Source organism: Marinobacter sp. S6332 (genome assembly GCF_023016045.1).
Classification (GTDB): Bacteria; Pseudomonadota; Gammaproteobacteria; order Pseudomonadales; family Oleiphilaceae; genus Marinobacter.
The window spans coordinates 91,551-110,204 of record NZ_JALKAP010000007.1 but is presented as its reverse complement, the minus strand read 5'-3'; the positions used below and the strand labels follow the sequence as shown (position 1 = coordinate 110,204).

Sequence of the window (18,654 nt, the reverse complement as noted above, 5' to 3'; positions counted from 1 at the left end):
ACAACGCTCATGTTTATACGCAAATCTCGTAAACGGCCCCTGGCCAATGGTGAGCCCCTCCTCCACAGCGACCACTCGCGACCAAAGACCCGGCGGGAGTTCATTGCCCAAGGCATGATGGCTGGCACTGCCACTGTGTTAGGCGCATCCATGTTTAGCCTATTCGCCAATCCAAGAATGGCCGCCGCAGAACTATCGCAGGAGCTAAAAGACAGCTGTGGCATCGGCATACCCGGTGCGGGAAAAATCCCCTTTATCTGTTTTGATCTTGCCGGAGGCGCCAGCATTGCAGGCTCAAACGTGCTTATGGGTGGAAGCGGCGGCCAAAAGGACTTTTTAAGCACTGCTGGGTACAACAAACTGGGGTTGCCTGGAGACATGCTTCCTAATGACCCAGCTTTTGTGAATGAGGAGCTTGGGCTTGCGTTCCATTCCGACAGCGGCTTCTTGCGGGGAATTCAACAAAGCACCAGCGCCGGAACCCGAGCGGCAATCAATGGTGCCGTTATTGCTGCACGCTCCGAAAACGATACCGGCAACAACCCGCACAATCCTATGTATGGCATCTATCAGGCCGGTGCCGACGGATCTCTACTCTCGCTGATTGGTTCTCAAAGCTCGCAATCAGGCGGCAACTCCATGGCGCCAATGAGCATGATCAACCCGAAAGTGCGCCCCACTAAAATAGACCGCCCGTCGGATGCAAAAGGTCTGGTGGATGTGGGCGATCTGACGTCTATCCTGAATCAATCCGATGCCGTCTCAGTGATGGAGGCTGTTCAGCGCATCAGTGATGCAAAAATGGATAAGGTGAATACCAAACTCGGTTCTGGTGCCGACGCAGACATCAAAAAGTTGGTGCGCTGCGGCTACGCCAAGAGTGCGAACCTAATCGAGAATTACGGCAACCCAGCCATTCTTGACCCTATGCTGGATACCGATATTGTGGGCCCCGGCGGGATATTCTCGAGTACCGAATTCGAAAGCAACCGAGAGTTCCAAAAGACTGCCTCTGTAATGAAATTGGTTATGAACGGCTACGCAGGTGCCGGCACCGTAACCATGGGCGGCTATGACTACCATACGGGCGAGCGGGCAACCGGTGAGCGCCGCGATGAACTGGCTGGCCGTTGCATGGGCGCCTGCCTCGAATACGCGGCAAGGGTTGGGGTACCACTCATGCTGTACGTGTTCAGTGATGGTTCCGTGTCCAGCAACGGTCGCCTGGACGATTCTGAAGACGGCCGTGGTAAAGGCGAGTGGACCGGCGATAACCAGCAGACCGCAGCCTCGTTTTTCTTGGTTTATAACCCCAACGGGCGCCCTACCCCGATACGCAACCAGATTGGCTTTATGCGCCCCGACGCATCTGTGGAAACCGCATCCAGCCCGGCTGCAAACAATGTAAACCAGTTGGTACAAACGGTTCTGCTGAACTATATGGCACTTCACGGAGAGCAAGGTGCTTTCGCATCAAAGTTTCTTGGCCATGGGTTAGGCAATGCGGCTAGTCAGGACAGGCTGATTGCATTCTCTGATGTGGTCAGCGGAACCATTCCACCGAGGCGCTAACGCATTGAGGGGTGAAAATGCCTCGGAATCAGTGTTCTGACTCCGGAGGCGCCAGCCCTTCAGAAAAGTGCATTACACGCTGATCATCAATAATGATCGCATCAACACCCGGCAGTTTTTCAATCATCTTCAAGCCCTTTTCCGGCCCGAGAACAAAAACGGCCGTAGACAACCCGTCCGTTGTGAGTGCGCTCTCGCCAATAATAGTCACGCTCTGTACGCCGCGCACAGACTTTCCCGTACCGGGTGACAGAATATGATGCACCCGTTCGCCTTGCCCGTTGATGAAAAACCGCTCGTAATCGCCAGAGGTGGAAATGGCAAGGTTCTCAAGAGGTAACACCACCGCATTGCGCTTCTCTGAACGAGGGTCGCGAACCCCCACTAACCAAGGTCGGCCACGTTTGTCTCCAAGCAGCCGGAGATCTCCGCCAGCACTGAGCCGAGCATGGCGAACCCCAGCCCGTATCAGTTGCTCGATCCCAAGGTCTACCGCATAGCCTTTTGCAATGCCGCCTAAATCAATCAACAGCCCTTTTTGCCGATACCAAACCGTGTGTTCGGCCTTATCCAAAACAATATCCTGATAGTTAATATGGCTTAGCCTTGCCTGAATATCTTCTTCCGACGGTTGCTGATGCTCACGGAAGTCATAAAGATAACCAACAGAGCCGAAACTGATATCGAATGCCCCATCACTGAGCACGGCTACGTCTTCGGCTCTTTTGAGTACCCGAAAAAGACCGGCGCTTACGGGCACTGGGTGCTCCGCAGCTTGGCGGTTAAGAGCGGAAAGTTCGGAATCCTCCCGGTAGCGACTCATATCCCTATCTACTTGATGAAATACCGCCAGCACGTCCTCCGCAATTGCATCGGCGGCACTCCGGTCAGAAAACCAGAACTCCAGCTCCACGGGCGTTGTCATGGCGGTATCTGTATACCGAAACCACTGGGCATACGACGTCACGGGCAGCAGCAAACCAAGCATGACAAGCGCAGAGGGAAACGCGCCAAACAGTCGGCGAATCTGAAGGAGATACAAAGTAGGGACCGACATTATCGTTCAGACAGCCCCTGCTCATGGCTAAGCACCGCTTGTTTGCGCTTAACACCCCAGCGATAGCCAGAAAGGCTGCCATCGCCACGGAGCACACGATGGCACGGCACCACCACCGCAAGGGGGTTGGCGGCGCAGGCTCCGGCTACTGCTCTTGATGCGGTAGGCATTCCCATGCGCCGTGCAATGTCGCCATAAGTGGATGAACTGCCCGAAGGTATCTCCTGCAACGCCTGCCAAACTTTGCACTGAAAATCCGTTCCACGAAGGTCAAGCTGAGCGGTGAGCGGTTTGCGGCTATCAATCAGATAACTCATCACGCTGGAAAACCACTCTGCGCGGGAATTATTTGCATGAGCAAAACAGGCGTTGGGGAAGCGACGAGCGAGATCTGCAGTTAACTCTTCTACCGAGTCACCCGGCAGAACAGCACATACGCCCTGAGATGTGCAGGCAACTAGAATTTCACCGAGATAGCAGTGGCCAGTCTGCCAGGTGATCGTTTCGTCCTGCGCATTCTTACCCGTCATGGAAAGCTCCTCGGTTTCGGTTTCCCGGTTTTTCAATCGCTCTCGACACCAGCAAACGCAGTATGACTCATGTAAGTGAGTGTGCAAACGTACAAATATTTACGCAAATTCCCACTTTTGTCTGATTGCCGCGCTCTGCCTCAAAAAAAGAAACTAACCCTCAGCCTCACCAATAATCAAACCAAAACAACCAGAGCGCTGGCCCGAGTGTTTCTCACTTGGCCACCCCCTAAAGCTGGAGCCATTTATGCTACCCGGAAAAGCCCTTTTAACCGTCTGTTTGCTTCTGCTTTCGGCAAGCACCCTTGGTGCTGAAACACTAAAAATCGGCCTGAATTATCCGCAAACAGGTCGTTACAAAGATCAGGGCCTGCAACAAAGGCTGGGGGCATTTTTGGCGGTAGATGAAATCAACAAAGCCGGCGGTGTCATGGGGCAACCTCTGGAACTGGTGATTCGCAACACCCGCGGAAAGCCCGCCCGAGGTGCAAGAAACACGGCTGAAATGATCGACAACGAAGGCGTTCAAATGGTGTTTGGTGGCGTATCCAGCTCCGTTGCAATTGCCTCGGGAAATGCCGCCCGCGAGCGCGACCGGCTATATTTCGGCACCCTTACATATTCTAATGCGACCACCGGAAGCGCTGCACACACTCACATGTTCCGCGAACCTTATAATGCCTGGATGACGGCTAAGGTTCTCAGTCAGTATCTAAAACAAAACCATGGCGGTGAGAATTATTTCTATATTACGTCTGATTACACATGGGGTTGGTCGGTTGAGGAGTCAGTGCGCAAATTTTCTGATACGGAAGACACAGAACGCCATCCCGGTGTAAAAACTCCCTTTCCACGAGCTCTGGTAAACGACTTCCAGAATGCTCTGGAACAGGCCGATGCAAGCGGTGCGAAAGTGCTTATGCTGGTACTGTTTGGGGATGACATGGTTCGCGCCCTCAACGTAGCTTACGAAATGGGCCTGACTAAAAAAATGCAGATTGTTGTTCCCAACCTTACTCTGGGCATGGCAATTCAGGTTGGCCCAACCATCATGGAAGGTGTTGTTGGTGGTAGCCCATGGGTATGGAACGTCCCCTATGAAATGAACTATTCACGGGGTAAAGAATTTGTTGAAGCCTTCTCAAAGCGCTATGAAATGCGGCCATCGACCGCCGCTGCTTCCGCTTACAGCATTGTATACCAATACAAAAGCGCGGTAGAACGCGCCGGAACAACCGATACCCGAGCATTGATTCGAGCCCTTGAAGGGCATAGATACACGTTCCTGAAAGACGAACAGTACTGGCGTGACTTTGACCACCAAAACGTACAGTCTGTTTACGTGGTTAAAGTTAAGCCCCGGACAGCTATTATGGCCGACGAGTATGGTGCGGATTACTTCAGCATCATCGGCTCTATGTCTGGCGATAACGCCGCACAGACCCGTGAAGAATGGGAAGCTCGTCGCAGGGAGGCGGGCAAGCCAGTGACTTTGTGAACTCACCAACTCTTATTAGAGCAAGGCTACTTAAGACCAATATGACAGTACCCGCCGCAACAGCTAAACCTGTTGCGGCGGGCATTTCATTTTAAAACTAAGCTTTAGCGATCATTCTCCCACGTTTTAATTAGCTCATCGTACGAAACGGTTTGGCCCTGAACTTTCTCATTAGCCAATTTCGGCTTAGGTGCGCCAGGCTGATCGAACCAGTATTGGGGATCACGAGGCTCATTCAGTTTCGGTGCACAAGTGGCCAGAATATTAGCCCGCTCAAGCCGCTCCATAACTCTATCCTGCGCCTTTGCTAGACCATCAAGTGCTTCCTGAGCTGTGGCTTCACCACTCGCGGCTTGAGCCACGTACTGCCACCAAAGCTGGGCCATTTTCGGATAATCAGGAATGTTGGTGCCCGTAGGCGTCCACTGAACACGCGCTGGGCTGCGGTAGAACTCAACTAGGCCGCCTAACTTCGGGGCCATCTCGGTCATGACATCTGAATTGATATCGGAATCACGAATAGGTGTAAGGCCAGCAACTAGCTTCTCAAGAGACACTGTTTTCGAAACCGTGAACTGCGCATACAACCACGCTGCCAAGCGACGTTTCTCCGGGGTTGAATTCAGGAATGTCCATGATCCCACATCCTGATACCCAAGCTTCATGCCTTCTTCCCAGTATGGTCCGCGGGGGGAAGGAGCCATGCGCCACTTCGGGGTGCCATCTTCATTAACCACTGGCTGACCTTCTTCGATCATGCTGGCTGTAAAGCCGGTATACCAAAAGATTTGCTGCGCAATATTCCCTTGTGCCGGAACTGGCCCAGACTCAGAGAAAGTCATACCTGTGGCCTCTGGCGGTGCGTATTTACCCATCCAGTCAATGTACTTTTGAGTTGCGTACACCGCGGCTGGACTGTTTGTAGCACCACCACGAGAGACATCAGAGCCAACTGGGTGGCAGTCCTCTACCCGAACACCCCATTCATCTACAGGCAAACCGTTAGGCAATCCTTTGTCGCCTGCTCCAGCCATTGAGAACCAGGCATCTGTGAAACGCCACCCCAGAGAGGGGTCCTTCTTGCCGTAGTCCATGTGGCCGTATACTTTTTCGCCGTCTATCTCTTTAACGTGAACCGAGAAGAACTCTGCAATGTCTTCGTAAGCGGACCAATTGACAGGAACACCCAGCTCATAGCCGTAGATTTCTTTGAATTGCTTTTTTAGATCTTCACGCTCAAACCAGTCAGCGCGGAACCAGTAAAGGTTGGCAAACTGTTGAGTTGGTAACTGGTAGAGCTTGCCATCAGGCCCTGTCGTGAAATCAAGACCGATGAAGTCTTCGAGGTCCAGTGTAGGAAGCGTAAACTCTTTTCCTTCACCGTTCATTATGTCTTCAACTGCTACGACTTTGCCGTACCGAACGTGCGTACCGATTAGGTCTGAGTCATTCACATAACCATCGTAAATGTTACGCCCAGACTGCATTTGAGTCTGTAGCTTTTCAATCACATCACCCTCCTGAATCAGGGTGTGATTGAGTTTAATACCCGTAATTTCAGTGAACGCTTTGGCCAGCACACTAGATTCATATTCGTGGGTGGCAATGGTTTCAGAAACAACATTGATCTCCATGCCACGGAAAGACTCCGCGGCCTTGGTAAACCATGCCATCTCTTTCATCTGTTGTTCTTTTGTAAGAGTCGACTTTTTGAATTCGTCGTTTACCCACTTTTCAGCCGCGTCTGAGTATTGATCAGCACTAGCCTGCAGGCTCAGTCCCATACTGACAGCACCGATTGCAGCGCCCAGCAGTAGCCTCTTCGGATATTTGTTATTTTTGAACATACCCAACCTCGTTTACTTTCTTGTGAATGGAGCGAGGTAAATCCGCACTCCGTTTAGGCTTGTTACAGCACTTAAACTGATGAAAATTGCCTTTGCGAAAAGCAATCGGTGATCGTTTTCGATCATGGCTTAAAAACTAGTTCGCTTTCGAATTCTTTACAACCTTTAAAACGCGCTTCCGGCCGTTTTTTAACCCCAACGCAACAGTACCAGTAGCCAAACAACAGAGACCGCCAGCGCGACCCACAGTGTTATATCGCTCACTGCAAGAAACGTTAGATGGATATAGGCCGCCGAAAGCAACCCGATAAACAAACGATCTCCGCGCGTTGTTTCAATCGGCAGAAAGCCTTTTCGCTCCGTGCAGGGCGAAACAATTTCGTAAACGGTCATTATCGAAAGAATCGCGGCAATAACGGCAAAAAACACTATGACGGTGGGTGTCCAGTTCATCCAAGCAATCATACAAATTCTCCTTAAACGCGCCCAAGAGCGAAGCCCTTGGCCACATGGTTGCGAACGAACCAGATAACCAGCAAGCCGGGGATAATTGTTAGAACGCCAGCTGCCGCTAGCACACCCCAATCAATACCACTCGCCCCAATGGTACGGGTCATGATTGCACCTATAGGCTGGGCATCGACGGCAGTTAGTGTTCGCGCGAGAAGTAACTCCACCCAAGAGAACATGAAGGCAAAGAACGCTGTTACGCCTATGCCAGATCGAATCATCGGCAAAAACACTTTGATAAAGAATCGCGGGAAGCTGTAGCCGTCGATGTAAGCCATCTCGTCGTATTCACGCGGAACACCCTTCATAAACCCTTCAAGTATCCACACCGCCAATGGCACGTTGAACAGACAGTGCGCCAAAGCGACGGCAATGTGGGTATCGAAAAGACCGATGGATGAGTACAGCTGAAAGAATGGCAGCAGGAATACTGCAGGTGGCGCCATGCGGTTACTGAGCAACCAAAAGAATAGGTGTTTATCACCTAGAAACTTATATCGGCTGAACGCGTAAGCCGCAGGCAGGGCAACCAGCAGTGTAATGACGACGTTGATAGAAACATACGCCATTGAATTTAAGTAGCCGTTGTACCAACTAGGGTCTGTAAAGATCACAACGTAATTATCAAATGTGAAATTCTGCGGCCACAGGGTAAGCCCTCCCAGAATTTCCCTGCTCGTCTTGAATGACATGTTCAACAACCAATAGACCGGCGTGAGCAATAACAGGATGTATATTGTAATCCCTATATTTTTGGAACGTGTCTGTCTCATCGCTCTCTCCTTATTTTTCTTTGTCGGCGTGAGTAATGGCAGTGAAGAACAACCAAGAGATCAGCAATACAATGAGGAAGTAGATCAAAGAGAATGCGGCTGCACGCCCCAGGTCGAACTGCCCTATTGCCATGGTTGTGAGCGTCTGGCTCAGGAAGGTTGTCGAGCTCCCGGGGCCGCCACCTGTAAGAACGAATGGCTCGATATAGATCATGAAGCTGTCCATAAATCGCAACAGCACAGCAATGATCAATACGCTCTTCAGACGCGGCAACTGGATGTAGCGGAATACTGCCCACTTGGAAGCACGGTCGATTTCGGCTGCCTGATAAAAGGCCTCAGGGATAGCGCGCAGGCCGGAATAGCAGAGTAGCGCAACCAAAGGCGTCCAGTGCCAGACATCCATCAAAAGCACCGTCAGCCAGGCGTCCAAAGTGTCGCCGGTGTAGTTGTAATCTATGCCAAGCTGGTTGATACCCCAGCCGAACAGCCCAATATCGCCGCGGGCAAAAATCTGCCAAATCGTGCCTACCACGTTCCAGGGAATCAACAATGGTATGGCAATTAGGATCAGGCACAAGGAGCCCTTGATGCCGGATCTCGGCATCATCAAAGCCACACCAATACCCAATGGAATCTGTATCAACAATACGAAGCCAGAGAACACAAACTGCCGAACCAGAGAGTCCCGAAGACGTTCATCCGCCAGCACTTCTTTGAACCACTCGGTGCCCACATAGTAGGCCTGACCCGGACCGAATATATCTTGAACCGAGTAATTGACGACCGTCATAAGAGGAATAAGTGCCGAAAAGGCAACCAAAAGGAAAACCGGAAGAACCAGCCACCAGGCGCGGTTATCGGGTATTTTATTCATGGCTGCTTCTCCTGTACCAGAAATTCATCCACATACAGCAAGAGCCACTGCTTTGGGAATAACAGGTCTATGCGGGCACCAATAGTGGCATCAAACTCTTCATTCTGGCGCACTTTCATCTCCTGCCCGCCAAGCTGTGTAGTCACAATTTTATAGGTGCCCAGATCTTCTATATCCAGCACTTCCGCCGCGTAGGTTTCATCAGAGACTACAGGTGAAATCTCGATAAACTCGGGCCTTATGCCAACCTTCACGTTTCTGGATTTGATGCGCTCGAGAAGTTCGAGCTGCCATGCTTCAAGCGGCAACACGATAGAGCCGAAACGCACACCTCCAGAACAACGCTCAACCTCAACAATATTCATACCCGGACTTCCGATGAAGTAACCGACAAACGTATGATTGGGAGCCTCAAAAAGTTCTGTTGGCGAGCCGAACTGCACAATTTGTCCGTCGTACATCACTGCAATTTTGTCGGCAAATGTCGACGCCTCAAGCTGATCGTGCGTGACGTACACCATAGTAATGTCGAACTGCTCGTGAATCTGTTTGAGTTTCCTGCGCAACTTCCACTTAAGCTGAGGGTCAATTACCGTCAAAGGTTCATCAAACAAAATTGCCGAGACATCTTCTCGAACCAACCCCCTCCCCATAGACACCTTCTGCTTTTCGTCTGCCGTCAGGTTCTTCGCCTTTTTATGCAGCTTGTCCTCGATCTCCAGAACCTCTGCAATTTCTTGTACTCGCGCTTTGATTTTGGCTGCGGGCACTTTGTTGTTTTTGAGCGGAAACGCGAGATTCTCGTAAACGGTCATAGAGTCGTAGATCACAGGGAACTGAAACACCTGTGCAATGTTTCTGTCCCGCGGTGACAGCTCATTGACACGTTTCCCATCAAACAGCACCTCACCTTCAGAGGGCTGAACCAAGCCGGAAATAATGTTCAGCATAGTGCTCTTGCCACATCCGGAAGGCCCAAGCAGTGCATAGGCACCCCCTTTGTGCCAAATGTGGTCAAGCTGGCGAATGGCGTAATCATCAGGTCCTACTGGGTTTGCGATGTAACTATGAGCCAAAGCTTTTAATTGAATTTCAGCCATTAGAGCGCGCCTCCTGAAACCCGGGATGGTGTATGCACCAACTGCTCACTGCTATCGAAAACAAAGAGTTTATTAACGGGCAAGTAGACCTTTACAGGAGCACCTGTGTGGTATTGGTGAACACCCATCAGTTGCATGACCATCTCAAAGTGACTGTTTTCAACATGCATAAAGGTCTCGGAACCGCTGATTTCGCTCAGCGCGACCTCCATGGACATTTCTAGGTCGTCATCGTTGGTGGGCACCAATGAAATATGGCTGGGGCGAATGCCAAACCAATAATCGCCGGGCGTTAGTTTCTCCAGTTCCTGAGTCAACGCGTGATGAGAGTACTCATCGAAGGTCACTTCCGTAGACGTCACACGCCCGCGGATCATGTTCATCGGTGGTTCGCTGAACAGCTGCGCAGCCAAAGTGTTCGTCGGCGCACGGTAAACATCCATAACTGGCCCGGTCTGAACCACTCGACCTTCATGTAACAAGGTGGTTGTGCCACCCAGAGCCAAAGCTTCGTTGGCTTCAGTGGTTGCGTACACCGCAATACACTGCCGCTCCCGAAACAGCTCCCTTAGTTCGGCGCGAAGTTCTTCCCGCAACTTGTAATCCAGATTTACCAGAGGTTCGTCGAACAACACCAAAGTTGCATCTTTTACCAGAGCGCGGGCCATAGCGGTCCGTTGCTGCTGGCCGCCGGATAACTCAAGGGGGTAGCGCTTGAGAAGTGGTTCAATCTGTAGCATTGACGCCGTTTCTTTGACTCGGCGATCAATCTCGGATTTTGCCATCTTAGCCAACCGCAGTGGGGAGGCGATATTTTCGTAAACGGTGAGTGTGGGGTAGTTAATGAATTGCTGATAAATCATTGAAATGTTCCGGCGTTGTACGCTTTGCCCGGTAACATCTTCACCTCTATGAAGCACACGACCTTCCGTCGGCTTATCAAGGCCGGCCATCAGCCGCATCATCGAGGTTTTACCAGCCAAAGTTCGGCCAAGCAGAACATTGAAGGATCCCGCCTCAAAAGTGAGGTTGGCATCCCGAACATAATCAATACCGTCAACCGTTCGGGAGAGGTTCTCCAGCGTTAGGGACATGTGCATTCCTTGTTGTTCTTATGGAAGCGTGCCCGGGTACGAAAACGAACGCCCGGGAATTCAATTTCTATTTTTTGAACGCAAAGCTCGTACCAAACTCATATAGAGGCTAGGTGTTTACCCCTACATCTTTGATTTAAAAAGCAATTTAATTAATGACCCATTTCTAAACCGAAAACACAAATGTTCGTTTAACACTACTTTGTTCAAATTGAACATTGACGCAAACACTATTTGCACAGAGTATTGAACAGTTTCAGATAAGAAAATGAACACAGGGAAGTAACCTGATGCGGAAGAACAAACATTTGGATGACCGAAATGACATTGCGTTATCTTGGGAGCGCTGTATTGCGTGGGGACTTGACCCGGAACACCAGCCCACACCACCAGCATTCAGTGATATGCGGCTGGAAGACCTAAGCTGCCAACACAATGAACTGGTCTCCAGCACAGAGGCGGAGGTAGTTCCCTATTACGCCAATGTGCTCTCCAGCAGCCGGTGCTTAATCCTTCTGGCAAACCAACATGCCACCGTATTGAAAGTCTGGGGCGACCAGCGCATTACGGAGTCCGGCCTCAGGCCCTTTTTTCAGGAAGGTGCCAACTGGCAGGAACAACAGTGCGGCACCAACGCCATCGGAACCGCCATTGCCAGCGGCAAAGCGATACAGATCCAGAGAAACGAGCACTTTCTTAAATTCCACCGAAGCATTATTGGCTCTGCTGCTCCTATTTTTGACACCCGAAAACAGCTTACCGGTGTGTTGAGCGTTTTCAGTGATGCCTACCTACCGCAAGCCCATACCCTTGGCATGGTAAAATTGCTTGCCCAGTCGGTTGAAAACCGCCTATTAAACCGGCAGTTTGAGGCGGACTACTTTCAGATTACGCTAAACACAACTGCCGACAACTTTGACAGCCCCTGGTCAGGCATTCTTATATGCGATGAGTCGGGCAAGGTTGTTGCCAGCAATCAGCGTGCGGATCAACTTCTAGGCACGCAAACCACAGACGTCTGGCTTGATGACCTCTTCACCACTCACCGCAACGATATTCTCGGGTATCCGGAACATTCGCCACTTCAACTAATGACCAAAGGCAAGGTGAGGCTAAGCGCCCGTGTGAAGCGGCCTTCCCCAGTTGAAACAATGCCCTTGGAGGCTGGACGAGGCACTCAGAAACCAGACCTCCGGAGCAAGCCGGCCAGCTTTTCTGGCCTCGAATACGGTGATGTATCAGTACGTCGCTGTGCCGAGCAAAGCTTGAAAGTCCTCGAACGGGGCGTGCCAATTTTGATAACCGGGGAGACCGGTGTTGGCAAAGAGGTTTTGGTAAATGCTCTGCACAAGGCAACACACCGCAGAGACCAGCCTTTGGTTGCAGTGAACTGCGCCGCTATCCCACCAGAGTTAGTGGAATCGGAGCTATTCGGCTATGAAGCCGGGGCTTTTACAGGCGCCCGGGCGCAAGGCTCCCTCGGTTTCATCCGCAAGGCGCACAAAGGCATTCTATTTCTTGATGAGATTGGCGAGATGCCCCTATCCGCCCAGTCAAGACTTCTTCGTGTGCTGCAGGAGCGTGTGGTGACACCGGTTGGTGCCACGGAGAGCATCCCTGTGGATATCCTGCTTATCACCGCCACCAACCGCTCGCCGCTGTCCAGCATTGAATCGGGCCAGTTTCGTGCAGACCTTTATTACCGAATTAACGGGCTATGTGTTGAGCTGCCGGCGCTGCGGAACCGCACAGACAAACGCAACCTGATTCAGCATATCTACAGGCAGCATCGTGATCCGGTGCAGAGTGAATCTCTAACTCCGAGAGTATTATCAGCTTTGGAAAATCACCTCTGGCCAGGCAACATCCGCCAGTTGACCAATGTTTTGAGGGTGGCTATCGCTATTGCCGACGGCGACGATGTGCAGATCTGGCACTTGCCTGCGGATTTTCTGGCGGAATTTGACACCACTACCCCATCCACCCAAACGGAAACTAACGAGCTTCCTGTTGCTTCTACTCAAAATCCCAAAACCCCAACAGGACATCGACAGGAAAACGGGGATCAACACAGCAACGCTCTAACCTTACAGGTCTATCATAAGTGCAAAGGCAACGTATCAAGCGCGGCTAGAGAGTTATCCATCAGCCGAAATACGCTATACAAGCGACTCCGGGAACTGGGGGTTCGTTAACCCCCACCCCATCACAAGCCCGGCTTAGAGTTTATGGACAGCTTTAATCCAGCCCTCATACAAAGCGTCGCGTTTCTCCTTTGTCATGATCGGTTCAAAGCTCCGATCACATCGCCACAAACTGGCGAGTTCATCCAGCGACTTGTAAACGCCTGCTTTAAGCCCAGCCAAATAAGCCACCCCTAAAGCCGTTGTTTCTACCACTGACGGCCGATCAACCCTCGCACCTAAAATATCCGCAAGGAACTGCAAAACCCAGTTGTTCGTTACCATGCCGCCATCAACTCGCAGGTTGATTGGCCGCATACCATCTTTTTCCATGGCCTTTTGTAGATCTTTGGTTTGGTAGCACACAGACTGCAAACCCGCAGTGACGATTTCCTTGATGCCAGTATCTCTGGTTAAGCCAAAAATGGCGCCGCGTGCGTCTGGGTCCCAGTAGGGCGCACCCAAACCGGTAAAAGCCGGAACCAAATAAACACCGTGATCCACTGGCGTGCCCTCTGCCAAAGGTTCTGTATCACAGGCGTTTTGAATGAGCTGAAGGCCATCCCGTAACCATTGAATCGCCGCGCCGGCTACAAAAATACTGCCTTCCATAGCGTAAGTGGGCTTACCGTTTAGGCGGTAGGCTACGGTGGTTAGGAGCCTGTGTTCAGATTTCAGTGCCTTATCGCCGGTATTAAGCATCAGAAAGCACCCGGTGCCGTAGGTGCTTTTCGCCATGCCAACGTCGAAACAGGTCTGACCAAACAGAGCGGCCTGCTGGTCGCCTGCCACCCCAAGTACAGGTACCCCGTTAAGCGCCCCGCCATCCACAATTTCCCCAAAATCATCGGCCGAGTCCATCACCTCTGGCAGCAGCGATTCTGGTATATTGAATAATTCGAGCAGCTCTGGATCCCATTGCTGGGTATGGATATTAAAAAGCAAGGTTCGGCTTGCATTGGTGGCGTCGGTTTTGTGCTCGCGCCCACCGGTCAGATGCCACAGCAGAAAGCAGTCGACTGTTCCGAATGCCAATTCTCCACGTTCCGCGCGTTCACGAGCCCCCGGAACATTGTCTAGAATCCAGCGGATTTTAGTGGCCGAAAAGTAGGGATCAATTAACAAACCGGTTTTGCTATGAACGCCCGGCTCGTGGCTCGCGCTCTTGAGTGATCTGCAATATGAGGCTGTTCGTCGATCTTGCCAAACAATTGCGTTATAAACCGGCTTACCTGTCTTCCTGTCCCAGACGATAGTGGTTTCCCGCTGGTTGGTAATACCGACAGCAACCACTTCATCGCCCTCACCGCACTCTTCCGACATAAGGTCGTTGCAGGTTTGCTTTACAGAGGACCAAATGTCATCAGGATTGTGCTCCACCCATCCGCTATCTGGAAAATGCTGGGGAAACTCCTGCTGGCGAACGGCGTGTATATTCCCTCTCAAGTCAAAAAGTATGGCTCGAGAGCTCGTTGTTCCCTGATCAATGGACAGTAGGTACTGGCTCATTTCGTTTTCGTCCTCGCTTTCTTATTTGTTCGCATTTTTGCCTTTTTGAATATGAATGCCAAGAAGTTTTGCAAACCGCGCCAGCTACCGAGCAGATAAGCCTCTCAAAAGGCTGTAAAAAAACGCCAAAAAGACTAAACTTTATTCTAGCAGAGTTTACAAACGCTCATTATTTCGAATAAGAAAAGCGACAGAGTGGAGGTTAGTTTAATGGCGCAGCGGCGGCGACAGGATCTGATTATGGAGCTGATCCAGCAAAACGGTTTTGTGACAACCGAGCAGCTAGTAGAGCAATTCAAAGTAACGCCTCAAACCATCCGCAGAGACTTGAACGAACTCGCAAAAGAGAAGAAGCTCCGACGTCACCATGGCGGCGCCGGAATCGACTCGAGCACCGTGAACACTGCCTATCAGGCGAGAAAAATCATGGACTTGGAGGCAAAAGAACGCATTGCCTCTGCCATGATCGCACTCATACCAGACAATTCCTCAATGTTCATCAATATTGGTACCACTACTGAAACCATCGCTAAAGCCCTGCTGGAAAAAAATAACTTGCAGGTGGTAACCAACAATCTTCATGTTGCCTCCATCCTCTCCGCAAAAGAGGACTTCCACGTAATTATCGCGGGTGGCGAAGTGCGCAGTCGTGACGGCGGCATTGTAGGCGAAGCCACGCGGGACTTTATCAACCAGTTCAAGATGGATTTTGGCATTATCGGAATCAGCGGCATTCACAATGACGGCTCTCTACTAGACTTCGATTACCGGGAAGTCCGTGTCGCACAGGCCATTATTGCCAACTCAAGCCAAGTACTGCTCGCTGCAGACCACTCGAAATTTGGCCGCAATGCAATGGTAAGGCTAGGCAATATTACTCAAGCCGATCATGTATTTACCGACCAACAGCCCCCCGCTGAAATATCCCAGCTTCTGAACGAGCAAGGGATCAAGCTTCACCTCGTTTAACCAGCCCGACAGATACAGGAGATGTTTAGGCAGCTTGCCATCTATTGCTTCACGCTTAAATCTTCGTTTATTTTCTAAATTTTCCTTTACGAATATCTGCGTCTTTCGCATACTGTTCGATAACGCATTTTAATATCGAACATTTCACTTCAAAAAGATGCCTTTCGTTTGGCAGCAGGAGATGACCAGCAATGACTATGGGGCATGAACAGTATGACGTTGTCATCGTTGGGGGCGGCGTCAATGGAACAGGTATAGCGATGGATGCCGCAGGTCGTGGCCTCAAGGTACTGCTTTGTGAAATGAACGATTTGGCCTCCGCGACTTCGTCGAACAGCAGTAAGCTCATTCACGGTGGGCTACGCTATCTCGAGCACTACGAGTTTCGGCTTGTGCAAAAAGCTTTGGCTGAACGTGAGTCTCTGTTGAGAAACTCACCCCATATCATGTGGCCAATGCGCTTTCGCCTGCCTCACCGTCCCCACCTGCGGCCAGCCTGGATGATACGTACAGGCTTGTTTCTATACGATCATCTTGCAAAGCGTGAAATCCTTCCCGGATCGCGGTCGATCCGTTTTGATGGATCAGGTCCGCTAAAGCCCGATATTACCAAAGGCTTTGAGTATTCCGATGGCTGGGTTGATGATGCCAGACTGGTTGTACTAACCGCCAAGAAAGCTCAGCAATGCGGCGCAACTATCATGACAAGAACCAAGTGTGTTCATGCTGAGCGAGGGGACGAAAACTGGAAGATCACGCTGCGCAATACGGTGAGCGCGGAAGAGAAAACTGTCTCGGCCAAGGTTATTGTTAATGCATCCGGCCCTTGGGTGAGCAAGCTATTTGGTGAAACTCTCTCCATGCCTGCGCCCAAGATGATCCGCATGGTCAAAGGCAGTCATATTGTTGTGCCCCGGCTCAATAGTGAGCAGGAAGCCTATATTCTGCAAAACGAAGACGAACGTATTGTGTTCGTAATTCCTTACGAGGATCACTTCTCTCTGGTGGGAACTACAGATGTTGAGTACGAAGGTGACCCCAAGGAAGCGAAGATTTCACCGGAAGAAACAGACTACCTTCTGGATATTGTAAATGCCCATTTCGTTCGTCAACTGAGGCCCTCCGACGTGGTTTGGTCCTACTCCGGTGTGAGACCCCTAATGGATGGCGAAGAGGAAAACGCGCAGAAAGCATCCCGGGACTACTCTTTTGAAGTTAACCAAGAGAAAGGCAAAGCACCCCTGATTTCTGTGTTTGGAGGGAAAATCACCACTTACCGGAAGCTTGCAGAGGCAGCAACTAACAAACTCTGCCACTTTTTTCCGGAGGCTGGTGGCTATTGGACGAAAACCGCTATTTTGCCCGGTGGCGATTTCGATAATCAAGACAACCTCACTGCGGCGCTTCAACAGGAGTTTCCTTGGTTACCCGAGGCTGTTCTAAGCCGTTATGTGCGAACCTACGGCACGACTTCCCGGGACATTTTGCAGGGCTGCACCTCAATAGCCGACCTAGGTGAGCTTTTCGCTGGTACGCTTTATGAGAAAGAGGTTCAGCATCTTGTGGAAAACGAGTGGGCTATGACCTCAGAGGATATACTCTGGCGTAGAACCAAACAGGGGCTCTATGCATCTGCCAGCGATGTCGATGCGCTTGACACCTACCTTGGAAGCAAAGTTATAGCAACGACGCAATCTGTTCCTGAAGTGTCGGAATCACCTCTTTTTCAAACCAAGGATTCCGGCGCAGCCAAAGGTTGTTACGCGGGCTCGGGTGAGGCATAGGCAGTACATCTGGCCAGTATTGTCGCCAGTTCTGGACGTTTTCAGTAACGGATTTTTTTGCGCCTGAAAGATGCCAGGCATGAGCATACTGGCCAATCACCAGTGTCAGCCCTATATTGGGTAATCGCTGCAGCAAAGCGTTACGCCAAGCCGGGGCACACTCCGGCCTGGGCGGTAAATCACCGGATTTGCCTGTGCCCGGGTAGCAAAAACCCATGGGCAAAATGGCCAGCTTCTGGTCGTCATAAAACGCCTCTCGTGTTATACCCATCCATTGCCGAAGGCGGTCTCCACTGGGGTCATTGAACGGCAACCCGGTTTCATGAACACGCCTACCCGGTGCCTGACCCACCACCAGAATACGAGAGCCCGGTGATAGCTGCACCACAGGCCTGGGTCCATAGGGTAAAGCCTCCGCACAAATCGTGCAGGCTCGCACCTGTTGAACTAGTTCTTCAAAAGATAGCTCTTCAAGGGTTTGCGTCATAGGCTCTGCGTCATCCGGGCGATTGCAACCAAAGCGTTTTCCCGTAACCATATAGCTCAAAATTCAATGCAGCAAGCTGGTGCTGATCTCCGGAACAACTGCATAATTCAGGAATGAACAATGAACGCAAAAGTTGGTGAACTTTCCTTGCCAGAGATTGATGTTGAAGAGTTCCGAAAGGTTGTTCGCAGCCGCAGGTCTGTTCGGCGCTTCACAGATGAGCCCATCCCGGATGCCGTACTTGAAGATTGTTTGGAGCTGGCCACGCTGGCGCCAAACTCCAGCAATTTGCAACCTTGGGAATTTTACGTCGTAAGAACACCAGAACTGCGAAGCAAACTAGCAGAAGCTTGTCTGGGCCAGAATGCAGCCACCACTGCCCCGGTGCTGATCGCCATCGTTGCGCGCCCGGACACATGGCGCAAGCACGCTCAACTTGCGATAGAAGATTGGCCAAAGGACGAAAAACTGCCTTCTATCGTTGAGAAGTACTATAAAAAAATCGCACCCATTCACTACAATCAAGGGCCGTTCGGGCTTCTGGGCGTGGCCAAAAAGACCGCTGGGCTGGCTGTGGGCCTAGCTCGACCGGTTCCCCGAGGACCCTATTCAGTGAATGAAATGAAGGTGTGGGCAACCAAGTCCACCGCTTTGGCCGCACAGAACCTGATGCTGGCATTGCGCGCACACGGTTTCGACTCCTGCCCCATGGAAGGAATGGACGAATGCCGCGTGAAGAAACTGTTGAACCTACCCTCCAAAGGGCTGGTAACCATGGTATTGGCGGCTGGCCGTCGCGCCGAAAACGGCGTATATAACCGCCAGTACAGATTCGATCAGAAAACTCTCGTTCACTACTTGTAA

Annotated in this window: 16 protein-coding genes; 6 read left to right on the top strand and 10 right to left on the bottom strand. The window is 51.2% G+C overall.

The features are described 5' to 3' along the window. Positions 1 to 9 precede the first annotated feature (9 nt). Positions 10 to 1,572, top strand: a complete 1,563-nt coding sequence (locus MWU62_RS11830) for a general secretion pathway protein GspF (RefSeq protein WP_247115092.1) — start codon at positions 10 to 12, stop codon at positions 1,570 to 1,572. A 28-nt stretch (positions 1,573 to 1,600) separates the two neighbouring features. On the opposite strand, the gene MWU62_RS11825 is transcribed toward MWU62_RS11830, so the two are convergent. Together MWU62_RS11825 and MWU62_RS11820 are read right to left on the bottom strand one after the other, a co-directional pair. Continuing rightward, positions 1,601 to 2,629 (bottom strand): FAD:protein FMN transferase, encoded by a 1,029-nt coding sequence (locus MWU62_RS11825; RefSeq protein ID WP_247115091.1) that lies wholly within the window; start codon positions 2,627 to 2,629, stop codon positions 1,601 to 1,603. Then, entirely contained in the window at positions 2,629 to 3,159 is a 531-nt protein-coding gene (locus MWU62_RS11820; RefSeq protein ID WP_247115089.1) for a methylated-DNA--[protein]-cysteine S-methyltransferase, read from the bottom strand. The genes MWU62_RS11825 and MWU62_RS11820 overlap by 1 nt, the downstream gene beginning before the upstream one ends. Positions 3,160 to 3,406: 247 nt before the next feature. On the opposite strand from MWU62_RS11820, the gene MWU62_RS11815 reads away from it, so the two are divergent. After that, entirely contained in the window at positions 3,407 to 4,657 is a 1,251-nt protein-coding gene (locus MWU62_RS11815; RefSeq protein ID WP_247115087.1) for an ABC transporter substrate-binding protein, read from the top strand. A gap of 104 nt (positions 4,658 to 4,761) precedes the next feature. Here the strand turns inward: MWU62_RS11815 and MWU62_RS11810 are convergent, their stop codons facing one another. The 6 genes from MWU62_RS11810 to MWU62_RS11785 form a co-directional block, all read right to left on the bottom strand. After that, complete coding sequence (locus MWU62_RS11810; protein ID WP_247115086.1) at positions 4,762 to 6,504, bottom strand: ABC transporter substrate-binding protein; 1,743 nt, start codon at positions 6,502 to 6,504, stop codon at positions 4,762 to 4,764. A gap of 189 nt (positions 6,505 to 6,693) precedes the next feature. Then, a complete protein-coding gene (locus tag MWU62_RS11805) occupies positions 6,694 to 6,969 on the bottom strand; it encodes a DUF2160 domain-containing protein (RefSeq protein WP_247115084.1) in 276 nt (91 codons plus the stop codon). Between the two features lie 11 nt (positions 6,970 to 6,980). After that, the gene (locus MWU62_RS11800) at positions 6,981 to 7,787 is read right to left on the bottom strand and encodes a carbohydrate ABC transporter permease (protein WP_247115082.1); all 807 of its coding nucleotides are present in this window, start codon (positions 7,785 to 7,787) and stop codon (positions 6,981 to 6,983) included. Positions 7,788 to 7,797: 10 nt separating this feature from the next. After that, complete coding sequence (locus tag MWU62_RS11795; protein WP_247115080.1) at positions 7,798 to 8,664, bottom strand: sugar ABC transporter permease; 867 nt, start codon at positions 8,662 to 8,664, stop codon at positions 7,798 to 7,800. Continuing rightward, on the bottom strand, positions 8,661 to 9,764 hold the full coding sequence (locus MWU62_RS11790) for an ABC transporter ATP-binding protein (protein WP_247115078.1): 1,104 nt from the start codon (positions 9,762 to 9,764) through the stop codon (positions 8,661 to 8,663). Before MWU62_RS11790 ends, MWU62_RS11795 begins: the two co-directional genes overlap by 4 nt. Next, positions 9,764 to 10,858 carry an ABC transporter ATP-binding protein gene (locus tag MWU62_RS11785; protein WP_247115076.1) on the bottom strand — a complete coding sequence of 365 codons (1,095 nt, stop codon included), beginning with the start codon at positions 10,856 to 10,858 and terminating at the stop codon, positions 9,764 to 9,766. The genes MWU62_RS11790 and MWU62_RS11785 overlap by 1 nt, the downstream gene beginning before the upstream one ends. Before the next feature lie 290 nt (positions 10,859 to 11,148). Between MWU62_RS11785 and MWU62_RS11780 the strand changes: the two genes are divergently transcribed. Next, entirely contained in the window at positions 11,149 to 13,053 is a 1,905-nt protein-coding gene (locus tag MWU62_RS11780) for a sigma-54-dependent Fis family transcriptional regulator (RefSeq protein WP_247115074.1), read from the top strand. A 24-nt stretch (positions 13,054 to 13,077) separates the two neighbouring features. On the opposite strand, the gene glpK is transcribed toward MWU62_RS11780, so the two are convergent. Beyond that, a complete protein-coding gene (gene glpK / locus MWU62_RS11775; protein WP_247115072.1) occupies positions 13,078 to 14,550 on the bottom strand; it encodes a glycerol kinase GlpK in 1,473 nt (490 codons plus the stop codon). Between the two features lie 210 nt (positions 14,551 to 14,760). Here glpK and MWU62_RS11770 point away from each other — a divergent pair, with 210 nt between their 5' ends. Next, on the top strand, positions 14,761 to 15,519 hold the full coding sequence (locus tag MWU62_RS11770) for a DeoR/GlpR family transcriptional regulator (protein WP_247115071.1): 759 nt from the start codon (positions 14,761 to 14,763) through the stop codon (positions 15,517 to 15,519). Between the two features lie 191 nt (positions 15,520 to 15,710). Beyond that, positions 15,711 to 17,303, top strand: a complete 1,593-nt coding sequence (gene glpD / locus MWU62_RS11765; protein WP_247115069.1) for a glycerol-3-phosphate dehydrogenase — start codon at positions 15,711 to 15,713, stop codon at positions 17,301 to 17,303. On the opposite strand, the gene MWU62_RS11760 is transcribed toward glpD, so the two are convergent. Further along, positions 17,197 to 17,790 (bottom strand): uracil-DNA glycosylase family protein, encoded by a 594-nt coding sequence (locus MWU62_RS11760; RefSeq protein ID WP_247115068.1) that lies wholly within the window; start codon positions 17,788 to 17,790, stop codon positions 17,197 to 17,199. The genes glpD and MWU62_RS11760 overlap by 107 nt on opposite strands. 120 nt (positions 17,791 to 17,910) lie before the next feature. On the opposite strand from MWU62_RS11760, the gene MWU62_RS11755 reads away from it, so the two are divergent. After that, positions 17,911 to 18,654, top strand: a complete 744-nt coding sequence (locus MWU62_RS11755; RefSeq protein WP_247115066.1) for a nitroreductase family protein — start codon at positions 17,911 to 17,913, stop codon at positions 18,652 to 18,654.